Origin of the sequence: Variovorax sp. MSC1_012 (assembly GCF_023667525.1) — a bacterium.
Classification (GTDB): Bacteria; Pseudomonadota; Gammaproteobacteria; order Burkholderiales; family Burkholderiaceae_C; genus Variovorax; species Variovorax beijingensis_B.
The window spans coordinates 1,790,485-1,812,580 of record NZ_CM174443.1 but is presented as its reverse complement, the minus strand read 5'-3'; the positions used below and the strand labels follow the sequence as shown (position 1 = coordinate 1,812,580).

23 protein-coding genes, 1 tRNA gene and 1 riboswitch are annotated in these 22,096 nt (G+C 67.8%); of the genes, 7 read left to right on the top strand and 17 right to left on the bottom strand.

Annotation, left to right across the window (positions count from 1 at the left end; all coding sequences use genetic code 11):
• Nucleotides 1–42 precede the first annotated feature (42 nt).
• From L1081_RS08565 to L1081_RS08550, 4 genes are all read left to right on the top strand, one after another.
• Nucleotides 43–702 (top strand): response regulator, encoded by a 660-nt coding sequence (locus L1081_RS08565; RefSeq protein ID WP_012747494.1) that lies wholly within the window; start codon nucleotides 43–45, stop codon nucleotides 700–702.
• Nucleotides 699–2,027 (top strand): ATP-binding protein, encoded by a 1,329-nt coding sequence (locus L1081_RS08560; RefSeq protein ID WP_489416046.1) that lies wholly within the window; start codon nucleotides 699–701, stop codon nucleotides 2,025–2,027. Before L1081_RS08565 ends, L1081_RS08560 begins: the two co-directional genes overlap by 4 nt.
• Nucleotides 2,028–2,124: 97 nt before the next feature.
• Nucleotides 2,125–3,600: a Do family serine endopeptidase gene (locus L1081_RS08555; RefSeq protein WP_489416045.1), complete on the top strand. Its 1,476-nt coding sequence runs from the start codon at nucleotides 2,125–2,127 to the stop codon at nucleotides 3,598–3,600.
• A 23-nt stretch (nucleotides 3,601–3,623) separates the two neighbouring features.
• Nucleotides 3,624–3,926, top strand: a complete 303-nt coding sequence (locus tag L1081_RS08550) for a hypothetical protein (RefSeq protein WP_012747497.1) — start codon at nucleotides 3,624–3,626, stop codon at nucleotides 3,924–3,926.
• A gap of 14 nt (nucleotides 3,927–3,940) precedes the next feature.
• On the opposite strand, the gene L1081_RS08545 is transcribed toward L1081_RS08550, so the two are convergent.
• The 3 genes from L1081_RS08545 to L1081_RS08535 all read right to left on the bottom strand — a co-directional run bounded on the left by L1081_RS08545 (nucleotide 3,941) and on the right by L1081_RS08535 (nucleotide 5,109).
• The gene (locus L1081_RS08545) at nucleotides 3,941–4,150 is read right to left on the bottom strand and encodes a hypothetical protein (protein ID WP_489416044.1); all 210 of its coding nucleotides are present in this window, start codon (nucleotides 4,148–4,150) and stop codon (nucleotides 3,941–3,943) included.
• A gap of 204 nt (nucleotides 4,151–4,354) precedes the next feature.
• Entirely contained in the window at nucleotides 4,355–4,588 is a 234-nt protein-coding gene (locus L1081_RS08540) for a hypothetical protein (RefSeq protein WP_145743679.1), read from the bottom strand.
• Nucleotides 4,589–4,701: 113 nt separating this feature from the next.
• On the bottom strand, nucleotides 4,702–5,109 hold the full coding sequence (locus L1081_RS08535) for a hypothetical protein (RefSeq protein ID WP_489416043.1): 408 nt from the start codon (nucleotides 5,107–5,109) through the stop codon (nucleotides 4,702–4,704).
• Between the two features lie 291 nt (nucleotides 5,110–5,400).
• On the opposite strand from L1081_RS08535, the gene L1081_RS08530 reads away from it, so the two are divergent.
• Entirely contained in the window at nucleotides 5,401–5,601 is a 201-nt protein-coding gene (locus L1081_RS08530; protein WP_489416042.1) for a hypothetical protein, read from the top strand.
• Between the two features lie 30 nt (nucleotides 5,602–5,631).
• Here the strand turns inward: L1081_RS08530 and L1081_RS08525 are convergent.
• The 6 genes from L1081_RS08525 to L1081_RS08500 all read right to left on the bottom strand — a co-directional run bounded on the left by L1081_RS08525 (nucleotide 5,632) and on the right by L1081_RS08500 (nucleotide 11,108).
• Nucleotides 5,632–5,707: transfer RNA gene (locus tag L1081_RS08525), tRNA-Asn, on the bottom strand.
• 90 nt (nucleotides 5,708–5,797) lie between these two features.
• Nucleotides 5,798–7,969: a TonB-dependent siderophore receptor gene (locus L1081_RS08520; protein WP_489416041.1), complete on the bottom strand. Its 2,172-nt coding sequence runs from the start codon at nucleotides 7,967–7,969 to the stop codon at nucleotides 5,798–5,800.
• Entirely contained in the window at nucleotides 7,966–8,898 is a 933-nt protein-coding gene (gene thiE / locus L1081_RS08515; RefSeq protein WP_489416040.1) for a thiamine phosphate synthase, read from the bottom strand. Before thiE ends, L1081_RS08520 begins: the two co-directional genes overlap by 4 nt.
• 61 nt (nucleotides 8,899–8,959) lie before the next feature.
• Nucleotides 8,960–9,781 carry a thiazole synthase gene (locus L1081_RS08510; RefSeq protein WP_489416039.1) on the bottom strand — a complete coding sequence of 274 codons (822 nt, stop codon included), beginning with the start codon at nucleotides 9,779–9,781 and terminating at the stop codon, nucleotides 8,960–8,962.
• Nucleotides 9,782–9,816: 35 nt separating this feature from the next.
• The gene (thiS, locus tag L1081_RS08505; protein ID WP_489416038.1) at nucleotides 9,817–10,020 is read right to left on the bottom strand and encodes a sulfur carrier protein ThiS; all 204 of its coding nucleotides are present in this window, start codon (nucleotides 10,018–10,020) and stop codon (nucleotides 9,817–9,819) included.
• Nucleotides 10,017–11,108: an FAD-dependent oxidoreductase gene (locus tag L1081_RS08500; RefSeq protein WP_489416037.1), complete on the bottom strand. Its 1,092-nt coding sequence runs from the start codon at nucleotides 11,106–11,108 to the stop codon at nucleotides 10,017–10,019. The genes thiS and L1081_RS08500 overlap by 4 nt, the downstream gene beginning before the upstream one ends.
• A gap of 140 nt (nucleotides 11,109–11,248) precedes the next feature.
• On the opposite strand from L1081_RS08500, the gene thiD reads away from it, so the two are divergent.
• Nucleotides 11,249–12,112, top strand: a complete 864-nt coding sequence (gene thiD, locus L1081_RS08495) for a bifunctional hydroxymethylpyrimidine kinase/phosphomethylpyrimidine kinase (protein WP_489416036.1) — start codon at nucleotides 11,249–11,251, stop codon at nucleotides 12,110–12,112.
• Here thiD and L1081_RS08490 read toward each other — a convergent pair.
• Nucleotides 12,060–13,400 (bottom strand): cytosine permease, encoded by a 1,341-nt coding sequence (locus L1081_RS08490; protein ID WP_489416035.1) that lies wholly within the window; start codon nucleotides 13,398–13,400, stop codon nucleotides 12,060–12,062. The two genes, thiD and L1081_RS08490, sit on opposite strands and share 53 nt — an antisense overlap.
• A 76-nt stretch (nucleotides 13,401–13,476) precedes the next feature.
• Nucleotides 13,477–13,584, bottom strand: a riboswitch (TPP riboswitch).
• Between the two features lie 117 nt (nucleotides 13,585–13,701).
• On the opposite strand from L1081_RS08490, the gene L1081_RS08485 reads away from it, so the two are divergent.
• Nucleotides 13,702–15,006, top strand: coding sequence for an aminotransferase class III-fold pyridoxal phosphate-dependent enzyme (locus tag L1081_RS08485; RefSeq protein WP_489416034.1), 1,305 nt, complete (start codon nucleotides 13,702–13,704; stop codon nucleotides 15,004–15,006).
• Here the strand turns inward: L1081_RS08485 and L1081_RS08480 are convergent.
• The 7 genes from L1081_RS08480 to L1081_RS08450 form a co-directional block, all read right to left on the bottom strand.
• Nucleotides 14,993–16,027: an FAD-dependent oxidoreductase gene (locus tag L1081_RS08480; protein WP_489416033.1), complete on the bottom strand. Its 1,035-nt coding sequence runs from the start codon at nucleotides 16,025–16,027 to the stop codon at nucleotides 14,993–14,995. The genes L1081_RS08485 and L1081_RS08480 overlap by 14 nt on opposite strands.
• Nucleotides 16,024–16,353, bottom strand: coding sequence for a ferredoxin FdxA (gene fdxA, locus L1081_RS08475; protein WP_012747513.1), 330 nt, complete (start codon nucleotides 16,351–16,353; stop codon nucleotides 16,024–16,026). Before fdxA ends, L1081_RS08480 begins: the two co-directional genes overlap by 4 nt.
• A gap of 43 nt (nucleotides 16,354–16,396) precedes the next feature.
• Entirely contained in the window at nucleotides 16,397–17,725 is a 1,329-nt protein-coding gene (gene cysN / locus L1081_RS08470; protein WP_489416032.1) for a sulfate adenylyltransferase subunit CysN, read from the bottom strand.
• A 106-nt stretch (nucleotides 17,726–17,831) separates the two neighbouring features.
• Nucleotides 17,832–18,785, bottom strand: coding sequence for a sulfate adenylyltransferase subunit CysD (gene cysD, locus L1081_RS08465; RefSeq protein WP_145743704.1), 954 nt, complete (start codon nucleotides 18,783–18,785; stop codon nucleotides 17,832–17,834).
• 42 nt (nucleotides 18,786–18,827) lie between these two features.
• Nucleotides 18,828–19,460, bottom strand: a complete 633-nt coding sequence (locus L1081_RS08460; RefSeq protein WP_489416031.1) for a phosphoadenosine phosphosulfate reductase domain-containing protein — start codon at nucleotides 19,458–19,460, stop codon at nucleotides 18,828–18,830.
• Between the two features lie 20 nt (nucleotides 19,461–19,480).
• A complete protein-coding gene (locus tag L1081_RS08455) occupies nucleotides 19,481–19,876 on the bottom strand; it encodes a DUF934 domain-containing protein (protein WP_145743705.1) in 396 nt (131 codons plus the stop codon).
• Entirely contained in the window at nucleotides 19,873–21,651 is a 1,779-nt protein-coding gene (locus L1081_RS08450; RefSeq protein ID WP_489416030.1) for a ferredoxin-like domain-containing protein, read from the bottom strand. Before L1081_RS08450 ends, L1081_RS08455 begins: the two co-directional genes overlap by 4 nt.
• Nucleotides 21,652–22,096: the final 445 nt, after the last annotated feature.

Genomic DNA, 22,096 nt, shown 5'->3' with positions numbered 1-22,096 from the left:
CGCGGCCGCCGCCTCGAATCCCGAAACGGACCAAACAACACCATGCGACTCCTGCTTCTCGAAGACGACGTGATGATCGGCGAGGCCGTGCTCGACCTGCTGCGCGCCGAGCAGTACGCGGTGGACTGGGTGAAGGACGGCGAGGCGGCCGAGTCCGCATTGCGCACCCAGCAGTACGACCTCGTGCTGCTCGACCTGGGCGTGCCGCGCCGCGACGGGCTCGAGGTGCTGCGCAGCCTGCGCGCCCGCAAGCAGCGCATGCCGGTGCTGATTGCCACCGCGCGCGACTCGGTGCAGCAGCGCATCGAAGGGCTCGATGCGGGCGCCGACGACTACGTGCTCAAGCCCTATGACCTCGATGAGCTGCTGGCCCGCATCCGCGCCCTGCTGCGCCGGGCCGCGGGGCGCGCCGAGCCGGTGTACGAGCACATGGGCGTGAGCATCAATCCCGCCACGCGCGAGGTCGCGGTGGAGGGGCAGCCGGTGGTGCTTTCGGCGCGCGAATGGGCCGTGCTCGAGCCGCTGATCGCACGGCCCGGCATGGTGCTGTCGCGCGCCCAGCTCGAGGAAAAGCTCTACAGCTGGAAGGACGAGATCAGCAGCAATGCGGTCGAGGTCTACGTGCACGGCCTGCGCAAGAAACTCGGTGCCGAACTGATCCGCAACGTGCGGGGCGTCGGCTACATGGTGCCAAAGGCATGATCCGCGCGCTGACCGGATCGCTGCGCGCGCGCCTGCTGTGGTTCTTGCTCGCGGCCATCGTGCTGGCTGCCGGCGCGCAGGCGCTGGTCGCCTACCGCACGGTGCTGAAGGAGGCCGACGACATCTTCGACTACCACATGCAGCAGATGGCGCTGTCGCTGCGCGCCGGCCTGCCGCCGAGCGCGGCCGTAGGCGGCCTGGGCAGCGGCGAGCAGAACTTCGAGTTCGTGGTGCAGGTGTGGACGGCCGACGGCGTGCGCATCTTCGAATCGGCCGAGCAGGCCGCGCTGCCGCAACTGGCGGTGCTGGGCTTTGCCGACGTGCGTGCGCGCGGCACCACCTACCGCGTGTTCTCGATGCAGACGAGCGGGCTCGTGATCCAGGTCGCGCAGGACATGGCGGCGCGCCGCAACATGGCCGGAGCGCTGGCCCTGCGCACGATCGCGCCGGTGGCGTTGATGGCGCCGCTGCTCATGCTGGTGGTGTGGTGGGTGGTGAGCCGATCGCTCGCGCCGGTGGCGCGCGTGCGCGGGCAGGTTGCCTCGCGACAGGCCGACGATCTTTCCCCCGTGAGCGAGGAGAACCTGCCCGACGAGGTGCGCCCGCTGGTGCAGGAGCTCAACCTCCTGTTCGACCGGGTGCGGCATGCCTTCGATGCGCAGAAGCACTTCGTTGCCGATGCGGCGCATGAATTGCGCTCGCCGCTGGCCGCGCTGAAGCTGCAGGTGCAGGGCCTGCAGCGCGCGTCCGATGCCGCGTCGCGCGAGCTGGCCGTGAGCCGGCTGGTCGCTGGTATCGACCGCGCGACGCGCCTGGTCGAGCAGATGCTCGCGCTGGCCCGGCACGAAGCCAGCATGGCTGCGGGGGCCAAGTCCGAACCGGTCGACCTGGCCGAAGTGGCCCGCCTGGCCATCTCGGACGCGGTCGCGGCGGCGCAGGTCCGGCGCATCGACATCGGCATCTCGCATGCCGACCCGGCCGTGGTGAACGGCCAGCCCGAGGCGCTGCGCATGCTGCTGCGCAACCTGATCGACAACGCCGTCAAGTACACGCCCGAAGAGGGGCGCGTCGACGTCGGCATTGCAAGCCTGGGCGCGGCGGTCGAGTTGAGCGTGGACGACAGTGGCCCCGGCTTGCCGGAGGAAGAGCGCGAGCGCGTGCTCGACCGCTTCTACCGCTCGGGCGAGCCGCAGGCGCCGGGCAGCGGGCTCGGGCTGGCCATCGTGAAGTCGATCGCGCAGATGCATGGCGCCACGGTGGCGCTCGCGGCATCGCCGACGCTGGGCGGCCTGCGGGTGCTGGTGCGCTTTGCCGCCAAGGCCTGAATCGCCGCGCGCGGTTCGTTTAAGCCGCGCTTAAGCCAGCGGACCGACATTCCTTTCATCGTGTTTGCGTGCAGACGCATTGAAAGGAACGCTAGAAATGAACACCCGCCTGACTTCTCCCCATGCCCTGGTGCTTGCCTTGGCGACCGCCGGCGTGATCGGTGCCGTCGGTGCCGGCGCCTACACCAGTGCCCGCGCCGTGAACGCGCCGACCACCAACGCCACGAGCGTGGCGCCCGCGGCCATGGTGACGCTGCCCGACTTCTCGACCATCACTTCGCGCGACGGCCCCGCGGTGGTCAACATCAGCGTGACCGGCACCGCCAAGGCGTCCGAGGACCAGGCCGCGGCCGAGATGCAGGGCATCGATCCGGACGATCCGATGTTCCAGTTCTTCCGCCGCTTCCAGGGCCAGATCGCTCCACGCGCCCAGCAGCGCGAAGTGCCGGTGCGGGCGCAGGGCTCGGGCTTCATCGTGAGTCCTGACGGCATCATCATGACCAACGCGCACGTCGTGAAAGACGCCAAGGAGGTCACCGTCAAGCTGACCGACCGGCGCGAATACCGCGCGAAGGTGCTCGGCGCCGACGCCAAGACCGACATCGCGGTGCTCAAGATCGATGCGAAGAACCTGCCCACGCTTGCGCTCGGCAACACCAAGGACCTGAAGGTCGGCGAATGGGTGCTGGCCATCGGCTCGCCCTTCGGCTTCGAGAGCACCGTGACGGCCGGCGTCGTGAGCGCCAAGGGCCGCTCGCTGCCCGACGACAGCTACGTGCCGTTCATCCAGACCGACGTCGCGGTGAACCCTGGCAATTCCGGCGGCCCGCTGCTCAACACGCGCGGCGAAGTGGTCGGCATCAACTCGCAGATCTACAGCCGCAGTGGCGGCTACCAGGGCGTGTCCTTCGCCATTCCGATCGATGTGGCGGTGCAGGTGAAGGACCAGATCGTCGCGACCGGCAAGGCCACGCATGCGCGTCTTGGCGTGGCGGTGCAGGAAGTGAACCAGGCCTTTGCCGACTCTTTCAAGCTCGATAAGCCCGAGGGCGCGCTGGTCTCCAACATCGAGAAGGGCGGCCCCGGCGACAAGGCCGGCCTGAAGGCGGGCGACGTGATCCGCAAGGTGGACAACCAGCCCATCGTCTCGTCGGGCGACCTGCCCGCGGTCATCGGGCAGCAGGCGCCGGGCAAGAAGGTCACGCTCGAAGTCTGGCGCCAAGGCGAGCGCCAGGAGCTTTCGGCCAAGCTCGGCGATGCGAGCGACAAGCCCGCGCAGGTTGCCAGGAACGAGAGCGCGGCGGGGCAGGGCAAGCTCGGCCTTGCGCTGCGGCCGCTGCAGCCGCAGGAAAAGCGCGAAGCCGCCATCGAGAACGGGCTGCTCGTCGAGGATGTGGCGGGCCCGTCCGCCATCGCCGGCGTGCAGGCGGGCGATGTGCTGCTGGCCATCAACGGCACGCCTGCCAAGAGCCTGGAGCAGGTGCGCGAGGTGGTGGCCAAGGCCGACAAGTCGGTGGCGCTGCTGATCCAGCGCGGCGAAGACAAGATCTTCGTGCCGGTGCGGATCGGGTGAAGCCCGCGCCAGGACAAAAAAAGATGGCGTCATCCGCGGGCGGCCTTTCGGCGCACATCCTGCCCACGTCGGCCACCATGATCGGCGTGTGCATGACCGTGATGTCGATCGGCCACCTGGGCCCGCGCGACGACCTGCGGCTCCTGATCGACCGCCTGCTGGCCATCGACGCGCTGGTCTTCCTGGCCAGCGCGCTGCTGTCTTTCATCTCGATGCGCTCGCGCAGCTCGGGCGTGCGGCTGGAGGCCTGGGGCGAGATGGTTTTCATCGCGGGCCTTGCGTTGCTGGCCCTGGGCGCGGTGACGCTGGCGTTTGCGCTGCGCTGAGGCTGGCGCCCGGCTCAGGATTCCTTGTTGCCCGAATCCTTGTCGGGAACCTGCGCGTCGAGTTCGTCCTTGATGGACTTGTTGCCCCGAAGGGCCAGGAAGAGCACGGCACCCAGGCCAATGGCAACAATCACGGCAATGAATCCGCCGTCGAAGGCCCACCACCAGAACAGACCGCCCGCAACAAGCAGCAGCGCGGTGATGAGTAGAGATTTCAAGTGCATGACGCGAGGCGATAGTACGTTGGCGCTAATGTACGCGTCGTTACCGTTCGGCGCCCAATTTGTATTCTGGGATATACCCTCTTTTTTGCTTTGCCGCGGGGACGTAGCACTCCATCGCTGGGTCTTGTGCGGCCCGTTCCTACATCGGCCGGGCAGCGAGCCCCGTCCCAGACCGGAAGAACCTGAAGCGAGTGAAGGGGGCGGTCACCCGTACGCCAATGCGAGTTCCGTGATTCCTTCCGAGGTGATCTTCACGACCACCGCAGATTCGTAGTTCCTGAACGAACTGCGAAGATCGAGCGGCGGGGAGATGTCGGCTTCGACACAGCCCAGGGCCTTGAGCGTCGCGATGGCCTGGATCAACTCCGGATCCCGAACATGAACCGGGAACCTGGCATGTTCGAGTTCGAGCAGGTACTCAATGGGTGTAGCTGGCACGATGGGAACATCATGGCCCAACCGTGGCGGCTTGTGTTCAGTCTGCGTTGATGAGATTCGTGCGGATCACCCTACAGGCGTCGGACGGGGCGCATGGCCAACAGGATCGGTGCTCAGATCGGCCGCACGTCGAAGAACGCTTCATCGGTGTCCCCAAGATCGCGAAAGCCGGCGGTTCGGGCTGCGTCGTAGGCCTTCATCCATCGCCTGGCGAGCGCCATCTCTTCTCTCGTGAGGTCGGTTTCGCTGGATTCGCTGGCATTGTGGAACGCGCGCAGCGCACGCATGACGTCGCCGCCGAGCTGCCGGTCGAGCTCGCGCCGGAAGCGCTGCTCCGAGACCTTGACGGCGTCGGCTGCCGGGTGCGGGTAGTCGGCAAGCCGCACGATGTAGGCAACCCGGGGTTCGGGCTCGATGTCTTCGAACCTGAAAGGCGGGTCTTCCGGGGCATCGGCCTGCGGGAGCGCGACCTCTTGGATTGGAGCCGCAGCCTGGGGATAAAAAAGTTCGGCCTGATTCATGTTCATTTCTCCTCCGCCTTCTTGCTGGAAAGCGCCTGACCTTCGAACGGGTATCTCGACCCCCGCATCAAACCTGTATGAATATACAGTAATATAAAAACCCCGAGCCAATGCTCGAACCCTCTTTTGCAGTTGCCCCCGGATCTTGGTTTTGCGGGGCCCTTGGCGGCATCGCCAGGGATTCCGCCCAGCCGCGTGCTGGGCGTTTTTTTGTCTGATGGCGACCGGACAGTCGAGGTTGTCCGACCTGCCGAAGTCCGGCTGGCATTTCTCAACCAGCAGGCGAGGTCCATGAAGACCTACAAGGCCGCGATGGCCGCCGGACTGCTCGAGTTGCAGAAGGTGGTCGAGGATCTCGACGTCGGGCCGCGAAAGGATGAGCCCGAGCCCGGGAAGGCGAAGAAGAGCGGCTCTGTCTTCGGCTTCGGATTCGGGCTGCCGAGATGGAGTGAGGCGCCCCCAAAAGGAAATGCCCCGCTACCTTGTGAGTAGCGGGGCATCCAGAGGCCTTGCGGCATGTAGTGGCTCCTCGACCTGGGCTCGAACCAGGGACCTACGGATTAACAGTCCGGCGCTCTACCAACTGAGCTATCGAGGAACAAGCCTCAAATTATAGCGTGGTTTTTTGCGTCGTTTGAGCGCGCCAATGCGGACGCAATAAATTTCTGAAAATTTTTCGAATCCGAGCTCAGAGCGACACGCTCAACCCCAAGCGCAGCGTGCGCGGCGCACCTGGAAAGAGATAGACGTGGCCGAACTGATAGGGCGATTCCTTCCAGTAGCGGCGGTCGAACAGGTTGTCGATGGCGATGCTCCAGCTCGTGTTCACGCCGCGCAGCCGGGTGTCGTAGCGCAGCACCGCGTCGACGCGCGTCCATGAGGGCAGGGTGATCGAACCATCGGGCAGTACGTTGCGGCGGCCTTCATGCGAGAGCTGTCCGAGCAGTTCGAGGCCGGGCACCGAAGCCACGCGGTAGCCGGCCTGTGCACGCAGCACCTGCTTGGGCACGTTGGTGGGCGACTGGCCGTTGGTCGCGGGCTCGGCGGTGCTTCCGCGGCGCTTGGCATCGATCAATGTCACGCTGCCCGCAAGGCGCCAGGGTCCCGTGTTCCACTGTGCGCCCGCTTCGAGCCCGCGGTGCACGGCGCTGCCGTCGTAGCGTCCGTCGCAGGGCGTGGTGCCGAGCCGGTTGCAGGCGTCGAGGTTCGTCATCGGGCGCTTGATGTCGAACCATGCGAGTTGCCAGGCGAATGCGTCGCTGCCGCCCTTGAGGCCCAGCTCCCACTGGCGCGACGTCAGCGCGGGCAGCGCTTCGCCCGCGTTGTTGTACTGCGAGCCCTTGTTCGGCACCACTTGCGACTCGACGCCCTTGCCCCAGCTCGCATAGGCCAGGAGGCCCGGCTGGATGGCGAAGCTGGCGGCCATCCATGGCGTGGTGATGCCATCCTTGTAGCCGGTGGGACGCGTGCCATCGGTGCGGATGCTGTCGCGGTCCAGCCACGTGTGGCGCACGCCGAGCCAGGTGGTGAAGCGGCTGTTCCAGCGGATCGCGTCCTGCACCGAGAGCTCGGTGGAACGTTCGTCGCGGTTGGTGTTGGCGTCGGTCAGCGTGGGGTCGGGCGGCACGATGGCCGTGGCCCAGATGTTGCCGGTGCCCACGTAGTTGTAGGCCTGGTCCTGGAAGCGGTTGCGCACGCGGCTCGCGAGCAGGCCGAAGCCGAGCTCGTGCCGCACGCTGCCGGTCATCACGTTGCCCTTGAGGTTGAGGCTGCCGGCCGTTTGCGTGCGCCGCTCGTTCTCGCTGCGGAAGTCGTAGAAGTCGAAGGTGCCGTCGGGGCAGTAGCGGTCGTAGTTGCCTTCGGCGCCGCAGCCGAAGGCGTAGGCCAGGCGGTCGTCGGTCCTGAGCCTTTGCTGGCCGACCTGCGCGCTCCAGCGCCAGTCGGCATTGAGCGCCTGGCTGAAGCGCACGCTGCCGGTGAGCGCGTTGAATTCCGAAGGCTGCGACCACGGCTGGTTGTTCAGGTTGATCTTGGGATCGACCGGCGCGGGCAGCGTGCTGCCCAGCAGGCTGAAGCCGTTCTGGCTCGGCTGCGTCTTGTGGCTGCGCTCGATCTCGAACTCGAGCACCGAATCGCGCGTGATGCGCCAGTCGCCCGCCAGCGAGAACATGTTGCGGTTGCCGTCGAGGCTGTGCACGAGCGGCTTGAGGTTTTCGTTCGCGACGTTGAGCCGGTAGCCGAACTCGCGGTTCGCACCGAAGCGCCCGCCCAGGTCGAGCGCGCCGAGCACGCTGCCGCGGCTGGTGGTTTCGATGCGAAGCGTGCGCAGGTCCTGCTCGGTGGGCCGCTTGACCACGTAGTTGACCAGCCCGCCCGGCGCACTGGTGCCGGCCTGGATGCCGCTGGTGCCGCGCAGGATCTCGACGCGCTCCTTGTTGTCGAGCGGGATCGATGTCTCTGCGCTGATCGGCAAGCCTTCGCGCCGGTAGTTGAAGCGGTTGTCCAGCACGAAGCCGCGCACGGTCAGGTAGTCCCAGTAGCCGGCCGAGTTGTAGGCATCGGTCACCGAGGAGTCGAACTGCGTGAGGTCGGCGAGGCGTCGCGCGCCGCTCGTGCGCAGCTGCGCGCTGTCGACCACGGTGGCCGAGAGCGGCAGCTCGCGCAGCGGCACGTCGCCGAAGCCGCTCACATCGGCTTGCGGGGCTGCGCTGCTTTCGTTCACCGTGATGGCGGGCAGATCGGTTGGTTGCTGGGCCTGCACGCCGCCGGCCGCCAGAAGAAGAAAGGCGATGGCCGCTGCATGGGAGACCGGCGACAGCGGCCAGGATCGGAATTGCTTTTTTGTCATTGGTTCGTTCATGCGGAGCCGGCGCTCATGGCCGCCATCCATTGCGCGGCCGTGGCCTCGGGATCTTCAGCGGCGACAAGCGCGCGCACCACGGCGACCGAGCCGACGCCCGTGGCCAGCACCTCGGGCAGGCGCACGGCATCGATGCCGCCGATGCCCACCTGCGGATAGCCGCGCAGGAGGCGCGCATAGGCCGCAAGCCGCGCCACGCCCTGCGGTGCGGTCGCCATCTTCTTGAGGGTGGTCGGATACACCGCGCCCATCGCGATGTAGCTCGGGCTCACCGCATCGGCGCGCACCATCTCGGCATAGCCGTGGGTGCTGACGCCGAGCCGCAGGTCCGCATCGCGGATCTGCTGCACTTGCGCGGGCGCGAGCGCGTCGAGGTCTTCCTGGCCCAGGTGCACGCCGTAGGCGCCCGCGGCAATGGCCGTCTGCCAGTGGTCGTTGACGAAGAGCAGTGCGCCCGTGCCGCGCACGGCATCGACCGCGGCATGCACTTCGCGCTCGGTGGCTGCCGCGTCGTCCGACTTGAAGCGCAGCTGCACCGTGGGAACGCCGGCGCGCGCCATGCGGCCGACCCATGGCGCATCGGGCAGCACGGCGTAGAGGCCGAGCCGTTCGGGGCAGGGCGCGAAGGCGTCGTCGCGTTCGCTAGGCGGGAACGCGCGCATGCCGAAATCGGCGGGCGTCTCGGGCCACTGGTTGGCATCGAAAGCGCCGGTGCGCACGGTCTGCGCCTGCCAGGCCCGCGCCAGGCATTCGGCATCGATCTCGATGAAGCCGAGCGCCGTGCAGGCCCGCTTCGCGCCGCGGTACACCGGCTCGTCCGAGGAAAAGCGGCCCGCCGAAATGGTCGCGGGCGTGTTGGTGCCGAAGCGCAGCCCATGCGCAGCGACGATCGCCTGCGAGATGGCGCGGGAGTCGATCGACGTGCTCATTGGATGACCTTCGTGCTTCGCACTGCGGTGCGAGCTTGCTTGGGGCGGCCCGGCGCGGCGCTCATGGTGCGTGATGCCAGAAGGGCGTGCCGAGCACCGGCGTGCTGGGCTGTGCCGAGTCCTGCGCGGCCATGGCACCGGCGCGGTGGGCGGCGCGGCCGGCCTGCACGGCGTCGGCAAAGGCGCCGGCCATCGATACCGGGTCTTGCGCCAGCGCCACGGCGGTGTTGAGCAGCACGCCGTCGTAGCCCCATTCCATCACCTGGCAGGCATGCGAGGGCAGTCCCAGTCCCGCATCGACCAGCATCGGCACGCTGAGCCGCTCGCGCAGCAGCTGCAGCGCGTAGGGATTGACGGGCCCGCGGCCGGTGCCGATAGGCGCCGCCCAGGGCATCACGGCCTGGCAGCCGACGTCGACCAGCCGCTGGCACAGCACGAGGTCCTCGGTGCAGTAGGGCAGCACCTGGAAGCCGTCGCGGATCAGCTGAGATGCGGCATCGACGAGGTTCAGCGTGTCGGGCTGCAGCGTGTAGTCGTCGCCGATGAGTTCGAGCTTGATCCACGGCGTGTCGAACAGCTCGCGCGCCATCTGCGCGGTGGCAATCACTTCCTGCACGCTGTGGCAGCCGGCGGTGTTGGGCAGCACGGGCACCGCGAGCCGGCGCAGCAGCTCCCAGAAGCCGTTGCCGCTGTCGCTCGCGCCGGGGCTGGCGGACTGGCGGCGCAGCGAGGCCGTCAGCATGGCGGGCTGGGCGCGCTTCACCGCGGCTTCGAGCAGGTCCGGCGAGGGGTAGCGCGCGGTGCCCAGCAGCAAGCGGCTCTGGAAGGTCTGGCCGTAGAGAACCAGCGGATCGTTGTCCGGAATTGCAGATGCGGTCTTCATGGTGCGTGTTGTCTCCATCTCTGTGGGTTGCTTGTTCAGCCGCCGGTCACGGGGCGGATCACTTCGATGCGGTCTTCGGGCTGCAGTGCGCGCGCCGCATGGGCCGAGCGCGGCACGAACTCCCGGTTCACGGCCACCGCGAACGGCGGCACGGCATCGAGTGCGGCCAGCGCGTCGATCACGGTGGCGCCGTCCTGCAGCGTGTAGGGCTTGTCGTTGATCAGGACATTCATCGTCATGCTTGGGATGTCTCCAGGCCGAGCTTCTGCGCCAGTGCCGAGCGGCCGTGCACGAGCAGCTCCATGGCTGAATCGAGCACGGCGGGCGCGATCATGAAACCGTGGCGGTACAGGCCGTTGATCTGCAGCACGCGCGGCTGCGGCTGCCGGATGGCGGGCAGGTTGTCGGGCAGCGTGGGCCGGCATTGGGTCGCGATCTCGAGGATGCGGGCTTCGGCGAAGCCGCTGTGCACCGCGTAGGCCGCGCTCAGCAGCTCGAGCGTGGAGCGCACGCTGGCGGGCGACATGTCGTCCGACTCGATCTCGGTCGCGCCGATCACGAACACGCTGCCCGGCTTGGGTGCGATGTAGAGCGGATAGCGCGGATGCACCAGCCGCGTGGGCCGCTGCAGCGTCACCTCGGGCGCATGCACGCGGACGACTTCGCCGCGCACGCCGCGCAGCGCGTTCCACTGCGGCTTGGCACCGAGGCCGCGGCAGTCGATCACCCAGTCGGGCTGGCCCGGCGTGCCCGGAGAAAAATCTCCGGGCGTGCGTGGCGACTGCCAATGCAGCTTCACGCCGGGGCTGGCCTGCAGCGTGGCAAGCAGCGAAGCCAGCAATGCACGGTTGTCGAGCTGGCCCTCGCCCGGAAGGAACAAGCCTTGCGCGAAGCGCTGGCCGAGCGACGGCTCGAGGGCGGCAATGCCGCTGCCGTCGAGCGTGCGCATCGGCGCGAGCTCGGGCACCTGCGTGCCGGTGCGCGCCAGCACGCGCGCGAGCCGCGCGGCCTCGGCGGCGTCCTGACGGTGCCACAGCACCAGCGTGCCTTCGCGCTGGAAGAACACGGGCTGCGCCAGCGGCGCCAGCAGCTCGGGCCAGCGGCCCAGCGCGTACTGCCCCATGCGTACGACCGGCACCGGTGCCACGGCCGATTCGGCCAGCGGCGCGAGCATGGCGGCCGCCACGCGCGCGGCAGCGCCTTCGGCCTCGGGGCTGCCCGCCTCGAACAACTCGACCTTGCAGCCGGCCCGCGCCAGCGTGACCGCGAGCAGCCGGCCCATGAGGCCGGCGCCGAGGACGGCGGCGGATTGGAATGGGAGGCTCATGGCCTTGCTCCTTCCCCCGCTGGGGGAAGGCTGGGATGGGGGCGGGCAGAGCGCTCGGTAGACACGCCGCTTGCCCCCACCCCAGCCCTCCCCCGGGAGGGGAGGCAGAAAGGCAGGGCCGGTCGCCGATAATTTTCAGCATGACCCCAGCACTTTCCAACGCGCCCCAGGCGCCCCTGCGCTATGCACGCGTGCTCTCGATCGCCGGCTCCGACAGCGGCGGCGGTGCCGGCATCCAGGCCGACCTGAAGACCTTCGCGGCGCTCGGCTGCTACGGCATGACGGCCATCACCGCGCTCACCGCGCAGAACACGCTCGGCGTGTCGGGCATCCATGGCGTGCCGCCGGCTTTTCTCAAGGCGCAGATCCAGGCGGTGGTCGAGGACATCGGCGTGGATGCGGTCAAGCTCGGCATGCTGCACGCGCCCGAGGTGGTCGAGGTGGTGGCCTGGGCCATCGATCACTACCGGCTGCCCAACGTGGTGCTCGACCCGGTGATGGTCGCCACCAGCGGCGACCGTCTGATCGCCTCCGAAACCGTGCAGGTGCTGGTGCGCGAGCTGTTCCCGCGCGCCGTGGTGGTCACGCCCAACCTCGACGAAGCGGCCTTGCTGATCGGCCATGCGATCGACGGCATCGATGCGCTCGACGATGCGGCCGACGAATTGCTGGCGCTCGGCGCGCAGGCCGTGCTGCTCAAGGGCGGGCACCTGCCAGGCGACGAGGTGGTCGACGTGCTGCTGCGGTCCGACGGCACTCGCAAGCGGCTGGCCTCGCAGCGCATCGCGAGCCGCAACCTGCATGGCACGGGCTGCACGCTGTCGTCCGCGATTGCCGCGCATCTGGCGCTGGGGCTCGCGTTGCCCGAGGCCGTCGAGCGCGCGCGCGCCTACATCCTCGGCGCGATGGCCGCCGGTGCGCATGTGAAGACCGGCGCGGGACACGGTCCGCTCAACCACGGCTTTGCGCCAGTGCCGACGCACCGCCTGCCGCCGTCGGCGTAGCCTTGGGCCGGCTGGCCCAGGCCAGCAGGAAGGTCGCCGCCAGCGTCGGCAGTGCCGAGCCGAACTGCGGCGCCCACTTGGCGAGCGCGTGGTAGGCCGCGATGCCCGCAATCCAGATCAGCGCCGCGCCCAGGTCGACCCGGCGCGTGCCCACCGACGAAACCGCCTGGCCCGTGCCCAGCCGCCCCAGGATCACGCCGTAGAGCGGCACGAACACCGAACTCAGCATCAGCAGGAACGGCTCGATCGTGTGCATCGGCAGCACCAGCGCGAGCGCGGTGCACAGCGCCGCCAGCAGGAGGCCCCAGCGCCGCACGCTCCAGCGCGGCAGCAGGCTGTGGGTGGACACCGAGCCCGAATACATATCGCCGTACGCGTTGTCGAGCTCGTCGATCAGGATCAGGCCCAGCGCCACCAGGCCGCCTTGGGCGAGCAGCAGGGCGGTGACCAGGCCGGTGCCCGGTTCGGCCACGCTCACCACCATCACGCCGAGCGCATAGCACCAGACGTTGGCCAGCGCATAGCCGATCCAGGTGCCGCTGAAGGCGCTGCCGAGGCCGCCTGCGCTGCGCTTGCCGTGGCGCGCGTAGTCGGCCACCAGCGGCAGCCATGAGACAGGCATCGCAATCACCAGGTCGAGCGCGCTGAACATGCCCATGCCCCCGTTGCCGGGGCGCGCCCAGAAGGCGTCAAGTCCCTTGGCTTGCAGGCGCGTTGCGAACTGCCATGTCAGCCAGAGCAGAGAAAGCACCACCAGCGGCAGGCCGAAGCGGCTCACGAAGCGCCGCACCAGCTTGACCATGGAGCCCGCCAGGAGCGCCAGCAGCACTGCGCCCCAGAGCAGCGTGGTGAGGGCGCCGCCCAGGGGCCCGCCGAGCGCCAGGCCGAAGGCCTGTTGCCCGATCGCCTGCGTGCCCTCGCGCATGATGACGAGCTCGAAAGTGGTCCAGCCCACCAGCTGCACGATGTTGAGCAGCACCGGAAGCCGTGCGAACGCGCTGCCGTAGGTGGCGCGCATCAGTCCGGCGCTCGCCAGGCCGCTCTCGCAGCCGAGCCGCGCGGTCCAGGCCAACAGGCCCGCGCCGATCAGCGAGCCCAGCACGATCGCGATGGCCGCGTCGCGCGTGCCCACCGCCGGCACCAGGTAGGCGCCGATCTGCATCACCAGCAGCCCGACGCCCAGGCTGAACCAGAGCGATGCGTGGTCATGCCAGCCGAACACGCGCTGCGACGCGGGCAAGGGCACGAGCGCCTCGTTGGCGGAAGAAAGTTCGTCGTCGTATGCCATCCAGTTGCTCCAGTGCAAAAGGTTTGGCAGGTGGGCGAGGCTCCGGCGGTGGAGCCATCGCGCGAGACAACGCGACAGGCCGCCGGACCAGCTTCCCTGCGCGAGGATTACCTCAGTCAGGTTCAAAGGGACTCTCTCAGTCAGCCCCGGAACGGATCCCGGTTCGACACCCCTAGCGGTGGTGCTCCGCGCCGTGGCGCAAAGCGGGAACTATTGTACGAGCCTGTGCGCCCAGCCTCCAAACCATGGATGATGGTCCGGATATGGCAATCCGCATGCCGCCACTTCGAGGATGTGTTCCATGAGCGATTCCGCAATCGACCAGTCCCTTGCCCAGGCCTTCCAGCGCTTCACCGGGGCCAACCCGGCCAGCCGGCGCCAGTTCGAGGCGCAGGCGCGCTACATGCCCGGCGCCAACAGCCGCTCGGTGCTGTTCTACGCACCGTTTCCGCTCACCATCGCCAAGGGCGAAGGCGCCGCGCTGTGGGATGCCGACGGCCACCGCTATGCCGACTTCATCGCCGAGTACACGGCCGGCGTCTACGGCCACTCGGCACCCGAGATCCGCGATGCGGTCGTCGAGGCGATGCAGGGCGGCATCAACCTCACGGGCCACAACCTGCTCGAAGGCCGGCTCGCCAAGACCATCTGCGAGCGCTTTCCGCAGATCGAGCAATTGCGCTTCACCAACTCGGGCACCGAGGCCAACCTGATGGCGCTCACGGCCGCGCTGCACTTCACGGGGCGGCGAAAGATTGTGGTGTTCTCGGGCGGCTACCACGGCGGCGTGCTCGGCTTCGGCGCCAAGCCGCTGCCGACGACCGTGCCCTTCGACTTCCTGGTGCTGCCCTACAACGACGCGCAGGCTGCGAGCGAGCAGATCGAGAAACACGGGCCCGAGATCGCGGCGGTCCTGGTCGAGCCGATGCAGGGCGCGAGCGGCTGCATTCCGGGGCGTCTCGACTTTCTGCAGGCACTTCGCGATGGTGCGACGAAGGTGGGCGCGCTGCTGGTCTTCGACGAGGTCATGACCTCGCGCCTCGGGCCGCAGGGCCTGGCCAACAGGCTCGGCATCCGGTCGGACCTCACCACGCTCGGCAAGTACATCGGCGGCGGCATGTCGTTCGGCGCTTTCGGCGGGCGTTCGGATGTGATGGCGCAGTTCGATCCGCGCACCGGGTCGCTCTCCCATTCGGGCACCTTCAACAACAACGTGATGACCATGGCGGCCGGCTATGCGGGCCTCACGAAGCTGTTCACGCCCGAGGCGGCCGGCGCGCTGGCCGAGCGCGGCGAGGCGATGCGTGCGCGCCTCAACACGCTGTGTGCGAAGGAGGATGTGGCCATGCAGTTCACCGGCGTCGGCTCGCTGATGAATGCGCATTTCGTGCGTGGGGAAGTGCGATGCGTGGACGACCTGGCAGTGGTCGACGGGCGGTTGCGGCAGCTGCTGTTCTTCCACCTGCTGAGCGAAGGCATCTACGCCTCGCCCCGCGGCTTCGTCGTGCTGTCGCTGCCGCTGACCGATGCGGACATCGACCGATTCGCCGCCGCCATCGGCAGCTTCATCGGCGAATGCCGCGCGCTGCTGCCTAGCGCGAAGTAGCCACGCCCAGCAGCTCGTGCAGCCGCGTGCTGGTGGTCGTGTACTGCAGCGGCACGGCCTTGCCCGGGAAGACGATCGCAGTGGCGCCCCAGGCCGCCAGCGTGGCCTCATGGAAGCCGCAGACGATGAGCTTCTTCTTGCCAGGATAGGTGTTGATGTCGCCCACCGCGAACACGCCGCGCTCGCGGGTTTCGTACTTCTCGGTGTCGACCGGCACCTGCTTGCGCTCGAGTTCCAGCCCCCAGTCGGCAATGGGGCCGAGGCGCGGGGAGATGCCCAGGCAGGCGATCAGCGCGTCCAGCGGCAGATCGACGGTGGTTGCATCGGGCGTGGTGATCTGCAGTTGCCTGCCGTCGAAGGCGGTGGGCTGGCCGACCCTGAACGCGAGCTTGCCGTCGGCCACCAGCGCGCGCATCGAAGCGACCAGCGCCTCGTCGGCCTGGAAGCCGTCGCGCCGGTGGACCAGCGTGACCTGCTTTGCAATATCCGTGAGCGCGACGGCGGTTTCCAGCGCCACGTCGTCGCCGCCATTCACCACCACCGCCTGCCCGGCAAAGCGGTCCAGCGAATCGGGGTGATAGAAAAGCGAGCGGCCCTCGAACTGCGCAATGCCTTCGAGCGCGATGCGCTTGGGTACGAAGGCACCGACCCCGGCCGCGATGAACACCGTCCTGGCGAGGAAAGCGGTGCCGGCCGAGGTGGTCAGCAGCAGGCGCTCGTCGGCCTGCCTTTCGAGCGTGGCCACCTGCTCGCCAAAATGGAATTGGGGCTTGAAGGGTTCGACTTGCTTGAGCAGCGATTGCGCGAGTTCGCTTCCGCTGGTGACGGGCGTACCGGGAATGTCGTAGATCGGCTTGCCGCCGTAGAGCGCCACGCACTGGCCGCCCGCGGCGGGCAGCGCATCGACGATGTGGCAGGAGATCTCGAGCAGGCCGAGCTGGAAGGCCTGGAACAGCCCGACCGGACCGGCGCCGATGATGAGCGCGTCGGTTTCGATGGGGGCTCGGCCTTCGGGGTTCAACGGACCAGTTCGCCGACCTTGTCGGTCTTGTCTTTCCACTCTTCGGCGTCGGGCAGCGCGGGCTTGCGCTTGGTGATGCTCTTCCAGCCATCGGCCACCGCGAGTTCGGCGTTGAGCTTGATGAACGCGATCTGGTTGGCCGGGAGGTCTTCCTCGGCATAGATCGCATTGACCGGGCACTCGGGGATGCAGACCGCGCAGTCGATGCATTCGTCCGGGTCGATCACCAGCATGTTGGGGCCTTCGCGGAAGCAATCCACGGGGCATACGTCCACGCAGTCGGTGTATTTGCAGCGGATGCAGGCTTCGGAGACGACGTGGGTCATTTGTCTTCTAACGTCAGTGTGAGGTCGGGGAAAACCCCAGATTTTAGGCCTTTGCGGCGGCAGGCTGCACGAGCACGGCGGCAGCGGTCTTGTGGGAGGCCGTATCGACCAGCACCAGCGAGCCCAGGGCGCGCGATTGCGTGAAGGGCAGCACGGCCAGCGGCTGCTGCAGCGAAAGCACCACGTCGCCGATGGAATTGGCTTCCAGCTGCGTGGCGGGCTCGGATTCGAGCGTGGTGATGTTCACCCGGTCGACGATGCGCGCCACCTTGGCCTTGACCCAGCGGTGGCCCTGCAGCGCCCAGTAGACGCGGCCCGCGACCAGCGGCTCGTCGTCGAGCCAGGCCACGGTGGCGGTGATCTCGCGCACCGGCTCGAAGGCGCCGGGCGCCAGCAGCCAGTCGCCGCGCGACACGTCGACTTCGCGGTCGAGCACGATGCCGGCGCTGTGGCCCGCATGCACCACCTTCGGCTGCCGCGTATGGCTCAGTACCTGCGCGACCGTGGCGGTCTGGTTGCTGGGCAGCACGGTCACGCGCTGGCCCGGTTCCACGTGGCCGGAAGCCACGCGGCCCCAGAACACGCGGCGGCCCTGCGAGGTGTCGGCCGAGGCCGAGAACTTCTCGACCCACTGCACCGGGAAGGCGAAGGGCACGTCCTCGTCCTGCGCGGTGACCGGCAGTTCCTCGAGCAGCTCGAGCAGGCTCGGGCCTTCGTAGCCCACCCAGTCGGCATGGCGCGTGGCCACGTTCCAGCCCTTGAGGGCGGAGATCGGCACGATGGCGGCCACCTGAACGCCCGCCGCTTCGGCAAAGGCGTTCAGCGCGGTCGAGATGCGTTCGAAGGCGAGGCTGGCGTCGTCGATCGCGTCGAGCTTGTTGACCGCGAACACCACCGACTGCACGCGCAGCAGATGGGCCAGCAGCGTGTGGCGGCGCGTCTGCGGCAGCAGTTCGCGCTTGACCACGGTGCCGTCTTCCACCTCGGCGGCCCAGGCCAGCTTGGTGGCATCGACCAGCACCACGGCGGCATCGGCGGCCGAGGCGGCCGTGACCATGTTGCGGGTGTATTGCTCATGGCCCGGCGCGTCGCCGATGATGAACTTGCGCTTGGCGGTCGAGAAATAGCGGTAGGCCACGTCGATCGTGATGCCCTGTTCGCGCTCGGCCGAGAGGCCGTCGGTCAGGAGTGCCAGGTCGGTTTCGCCGCCGCGCTGCACGCCGGCGAGCTGGTCCTGCAGCACGGTCTTGCTGTCGACCAGCAGGCGGCCGATCAGCGTGCTCTTGCCGTCGTCGACCGAGCCGCAGGTGATGAAGCGAAGGGCGGTGCCGGTGTCGGCTGCGATGGTGGGTGAGAGAGTGGTGGCAGTCATGGCTTTCTTTCGGGAGACACCGCGGAACCGGCTTTGCCGGGCCGCTGGTGTCGCCCCCTCGAGGGGGGAGTCGAGCTACACGAAGTGAGCGAGGGACGGGGGTGGGTCAGAAGTAACCGTCTTTCTTGCGCTTCTCCATCGAAGCTTCCGACGTCATGTCGTCCATGCGCGTCGCACCGCGCTCGCTGACGTCGACCGACAGCGTTTCGAGCACCACGTCGCCCGCATCGGCCGCAAGGCTCTCGACCGGGCATGTGGTCGTGATGTCGCCCACGGTGCGAAAGCGCACGTCGCGTACCTGCACGGTTTCGCCGTCGCGCGCCGGGGTGAGGTCGGTCACCGGCACCAGCAGGCCGCGGCGCTCGACCACTTCGCGCTTGTGCGTGTAGTAGATCGACGGCAGGCCCACATGCTCGCGCTCGATGTATTGCCAGACATCGAGCTCGGTCCAGTTCGAGATCGGGAACACGCGGAAGTGCTCGCCCGGGGCGAGGCGGGTGTTGAACAGCGTCCACAGCTCGGGGCGCTGGTCCTTGGGCTGCCATTGGCCGAAGGAATCGCGGTGCGAAAAGATGCGCTCCTTGGCGCGTGCCTTTTCCTCGTCGCGGCGCGCGCCGCCGATCAGCGCGTCGAAGCGGAATTCTTCAATGGCCTCGAGCAGCGTGACCGACTGGTGCGCATTGCGCGATTCGCCGGGGTGCGCGAGGCGCACGGTGCCGCGCGCCATCGAATCTTCGACGCTGCGCACGATGAGTTCGGCGCCCAGTTCCTTCGCGCGCTGGTCGCGATAGGCCGTCACTTCGGGGAAGTTGTGGCCTGTATCGATCATCAAGAGCGGGTAGGGGATGCGGCCGGCGCCGAAGGCCTTTTCCGCGCACTTCAGCAGCACCAGCGAATCCTTGCCACCCGAGAACAGCAAGGTGGGGCGCTCGAAGGCGGCCGCCACTTCGCGCAGGATGAAGACGGTTTCCTCTTCCAGCGCATCGAGATGGGTGTTGGACAGGCGCGCGGGAGAGTGCATGGGCGGCAGCAGCAGTTCGGTTTCGGTACGGGCGTTCATCGGAGTGGGTCTGAATGCGGAGGATCGGCAAGGCGTCGGCGCTCAGTGCGAGAGGTGCAATCCGCACTCGCGGTTGTCTTCGCCCTTGGTCGGGTCCACGTAGTCGAAGTTGTTGGGCAGGCCATGCGCTTCGCAGTACGTGTACAGATCCTTGGACGACCAGTGCAGGAGCGGCGCGACCTTGATCAGGCCGTCAGGATTGACGCTGACCGGGTCCATCTGCGCGCGCACGGCCGTGTCGGTGGCCCGCAGCGCGGTGAACCAGACCTTCGGCGCCGTCTCGCGCAGCGCGCGGGCAAAGGGCTCCAGCTTCACCTCTTCCGTGAAGGCGGCGTGGCGCGGATCGTCGAGCGCCGGGGTCGGGCCTTCCACGGCTTCGCGATGTGCACGCGAACGGCGCGGCAGGTAGATGTGCAGATCCAGGCCCAGCTGCTTGGTCACCTCGTCGGCAAAGCGGTAGGTGGCCTCGGTGTTGTAGCCGTTGTCCATCCAGACCACGGGAACATCGCGCTTTGCGCGCGTGACCATGTGCAGGATCACGGCCTCGAAGGGGCGGAAATTGGTGGTGACGATCGCGCGTTGGCCGAGGCCGATGGCCCAGTCCACCAGGCCCTCGGCGTTGCGGCCGAGCTCGGTGTTGATGCGTGCGAAATCGATGTCCGTGGCAATGCTCATGTCGATGGTTTCCTGCGGACTCAGGTGCCGGCCGCGAAGTGCGGCGCGGGCTGCACCGCATCGCCCTGGTAGAAGGCCGAGAAGCGGTCGAACTGGCGCTGTGCGTCGGTGGCGTCCACGCCTTCCTTCAGCACGGCGCTGGAGAAGCCGGTGCGTTCCATCTGCACCAGCTGGTCGATCAGCACGTCGCCGGTGGCGCGGATGTCGCCCTTGAAGCCGAGCCGGCGGCGCAGCAGGAAGGCCTGGCTGTAGGCGCGGCCATCGGTGAACTTCGGAAAGTTCAGGTCGATGCGCTCGATGTCTTCCAGGCACACCTCGATGGCGAGCGGGTCGGCATCGTTGGGCAGCTGCAGCACCTTCGGGTCGCCGTCGTCGATGTGTTCTTCGGCCGAAAGGATGTTGAGGCGCCGGTTCATGCCGCTTCCTCCACCTTGAAGCGCGCACCGTTGGCTGCGGCCTTGAACGGGTCGTGGCCGACGCGGCGCAGCGTGTCGATGAAGGTCTCGCCGCCTTCGCGGGTGTCGCGGTAGGTGGTGAGCACGGCCTCGATCACGCCCGGCACTTCGGCCGCCGAGAACGAGGGGCCGACCACCTTGCCGGCCTGCGGCGCGCCGCTGAGGGCCGAGCCGTCGGAGCCGCCGAGGGTGACCTGGTACCACTCCTTGCCGTCCTTGTCGACGCCCAGGATGCCGATGTGGCCGCTGTGGTGGTGGCCGCACGAGTTGATGCAGCCGCTGATGTGCAGGTCGATCTCGCCCAGGTCGTCGAGCTCGTCGAGGTCCTGGTAGCGCTCGGTGATGGCCTCGGCAATGGGGATGGAGCGCGCATTGGCCAGCGCGCAGAAGTCGCCGCCGGGGCAGGCGATCATGTCGGTCAACAGGTGCACGTTGGCGCTGGCAAAGCCGGCGGCGCGGGCGGCAAGCCACAGCGCATGCAGGTCTTCGGCATGCACCCAGGGCAGCACGATGTTCTGGTCGTGCGTGACGCGGGCTTCGCCGGCCGAGAAGCGGTCGGCCAGTTCGGCGAGCGTGTCGAGCTGGTCGGCCGAGGCATCGCCGGGCGCCTGCTTCAGGCGCTTGAACGAGAGCGTCACGGCGCGCAGCGCGGGGTTCTTGTGCGCAGCCACGTTGCGGGCGAGCCAGCGGGCGAACATCACGTCGTCGGCGGCGTGGGCACGCAGCTCGGCGTCGGTCTTCTCGGCGCTTTGCAGCACGCGGGTGGCGAGCGTCGGCGGCACGAAGGAGGCGGCCACGCGGTCGAACTCTTCCTGCGTGATGGTGTGCGGCGCGCCGTCGTGCTCGATGATCTGCTTGTACTCGGCCTCGACATCGTCGATGTAGCGCTGGCCTTCGGCCTTCACGAGGATCTTGATGCGCGCCTTGTAGATGTTGTCGCGGCGGCCGTAGCGGTTGTAGACCCGGATCACCGCTTCGAGGTAATTCATGATCTGCTGCCACGGCAGGAACTCGCGCAGCACGGTGCCGATGATCGGCGTGCGGCCCATGCCGCCGCCCACCTGCACGCGAAAGCCGATCTCGCCCGCTTCGTTCTTCGCGAGCTTCAGGCCCACGTCGTGCCAGCCGGTGGCGGCGCGGTCTTCGGCGGCGCCGGTGATCGCGATCTTGAACTTGCGCGGCAGGAAGGCGAATTCAGGGTGCAGCGTGCTCCACTGGCGCATGATTTCGGCGTAGGGGCGCGGATCGGCGATTTCGTCGACCGCGATGCCGGCGCGCTCGTCGCTCGTGATGTTGCGGATGCAGTTGCCGCTGGTCTGGATGCCGTGCATGTCGACCGAGGCCAGCAGGTCCATCACGTCGGCCGACTTCGACAGCGGAATCCAGTTGTACTGGACGTTCTGGCGCGTCGAGAAGTGGGCGTAGTGCGTGGGGAGCTTGTGGCTGCCGAGCAGGCCCTGCGTCTCGATGGCCTTGCGGTAGACCTCGGCTTCGGGCTCGTCGTACTCGCGGGCGATGCGGGCGAGCACGCGCAGCTGGCGGCTCGAAAGCTCGCCGTAGGGCACGGCCACGCGCAGCATCGGCGCGTAGCGCTGCACGTACCAGCCGTTTTGCAGGCGCAGGGGACGGAACTCGTCTTCGTGCAGGCGGCCCTTTTGCCAGCGTTCGAGCTGGTCTCGGAACTGGGCAGCCCGCTGATGGACGAACTGGCGATCGAATTCTGTGTATTGGTACATCGTGTGATCTTCTTGAAGAAGTGCGGTGCCGCACGTACAACGGGGCGCCCCAGCAAGAAGCCGAGATTCTGAAACCCGGCCTTATGGAAGCAAACTATTTTTTGGTTCGGGCTTTATGCGGATAAGCTTATTCTTCAATGGCCATGCGGGTTTCGGGGCGGTTGGATGCTTATTCTGGATAAGGGGGAGGGGGTTTGATGGGGGTGGATGAGGTGTTTTGGGGGCGGGTGTTTTTGGGTTCCGGGGCCGGGACTCGCCCCGGCGGGCGACCTACTTTTCTTTGCTTCGCCAAAGAAACGTAGGCAAAAGAAAGGCGACCCCACTGTCTGCGACCCCTTCGCTTCGCTACGGGGCAACCTGCGGTGCTCACGTTTCGCAGGGTCTCGCCCAAACTCGCTCCGCTCAAACAAGGGCGAGCCCTGATCCGCGAAACGCTGCGCTCCTC

Coding starts and splice junctions, on each gene's coding strand:
- L1081_RS08565 (WP_012747494.1), top strand. CDS start 43: ATGCGACTCCTGCTTCTCGAAGACGACGTGATGATCGGCGAGGCCGTG.
- L1081_RS08560 (WP_489416046.1), top strand. CDS start 699: ATGATCCGCGCGCTGACCGGATCGCTGCGCGCGCGCCTGCTGTGGTTC.
- L1081_RS08555 (WP_489416045.1), top strand. CDS start 2,125: ATGAACACCCGCCTGACTTCTCCCCATGCCCTGGTGCTTGCCTTGGCG.
- L1081_RS08550 (WP_012747497.1), top strand. CDS start 3,624: ATGGCGTCATCCGCGGGCGGCCTTTCGGCGCACATCCTGCCCACGTCG.
- L1081_RS08545 (WP_489416044.1), bottom strand. CDS start 4,150: ATGCACTTGAAATCTCTACTCATCACCGCGCTGCTGCTTGTTGCGGGC.
- L1081_RS08535 (WP_489416043.1), bottom strand. CDS start 5,109: ATGAATCAGGCCGAACTTTTTTATCCCCAGGCTGCGGCTCCAATCCAA.
- L1081_RS08530 (WP_489416042.1), top strand. CDS start 5,401: ATGAAGACCTACAAGGCCGCGATGGCCGCCGGACTGCTCGAGTTGCAG.
- L1081_RS08520 (WP_489416041.1), bottom strand. CDS start 7,969: ATGAACGAACCAATGACAAAAAAGCAATTCCGATCCTGGCCGCTGTCG.
- thiE (WP_489416040.1), bottom strand. CDS start 8,898: ATGAGCACGTCGATCGACTCCCGCGCCATCTCGCAGGCGATCGTCGCT.
- L1081_RS08510 (WP_489416039.1), bottom strand. CDS start 9,781: ATGAAGACCGCATCTGCAATTCCGGACAACGATCCGCTGGTTCTCTAC.
- thiS (WP_489416038.1), bottom strand. CDS start 10,020: ATGACGATGAATGTCCTGATCAACGACAAGCCCTACACGCTGCAGGAC.
- L1081_RS08500 (WP_489416037.1), bottom strand. CDS start 11,108: ATGAGCCTCCCATTCCAATCCGCCGCCGTCCTCGGCGCCGGCCTCATG.
- thiD (WP_489416036.1), top strand. CDS start 11,249: ATGACCCCAGCACTTTCCAACGCGCCCCAGGCGCCCCTGCGCTATGCA.
- L1081_RS08490 (WP_489416035.1), bottom strand. CDS start 13,400: ATGGCATACGACGACGAACTTTCTTCCGCCAACGAGGCGCTCGTGCCC.
- L1081_RS08485 (WP_489416034.1), top strand. CDS start 13,702: ATGAGCGATTCCGCAATCGACCAGTCCCTTGCCCAGGCCTTCCAGCGC.
- fdxA (WP_012747513.1), bottom strand. CDS start 16,353: ATGACCCACGTCGTCTCCGAAGCCTGCATCCGCTGCAAATACACCGAC.
- cysN (WP_489416032.1), bottom strand. CDS start 17,725: ATGACTGCCACCACTCTCTCACCCACCATCGCAGCCGACACCGGCACC.
- cysD (WP_145743704.1), bottom strand. CDS start 18,785: ATGAACGCCCGTACCGAAACCGAACTGCTGCTGCCGCCCATGCACTCT.
- L1081_RS08460 (WP_489416031.1), bottom strand. CDS start 19,460: ATGAGCATTGCCACGGACATCGATTTCGCACGCATCAACACCGAGCTC.
- L1081_RS08455 (WP_145743705.1), bottom strand. CDS start 19,876: ATGAACCGGCGCCTCAACATCCTTTCGGCCGAAGAACACATCGACGAC.
- L1081_RS08450 (WP_489416030.1), bottom strand. CDS start 21,651: ATGTACCAATACACAGAATTCGATCGCCAGTTCGTCCATCAGCGGGCT.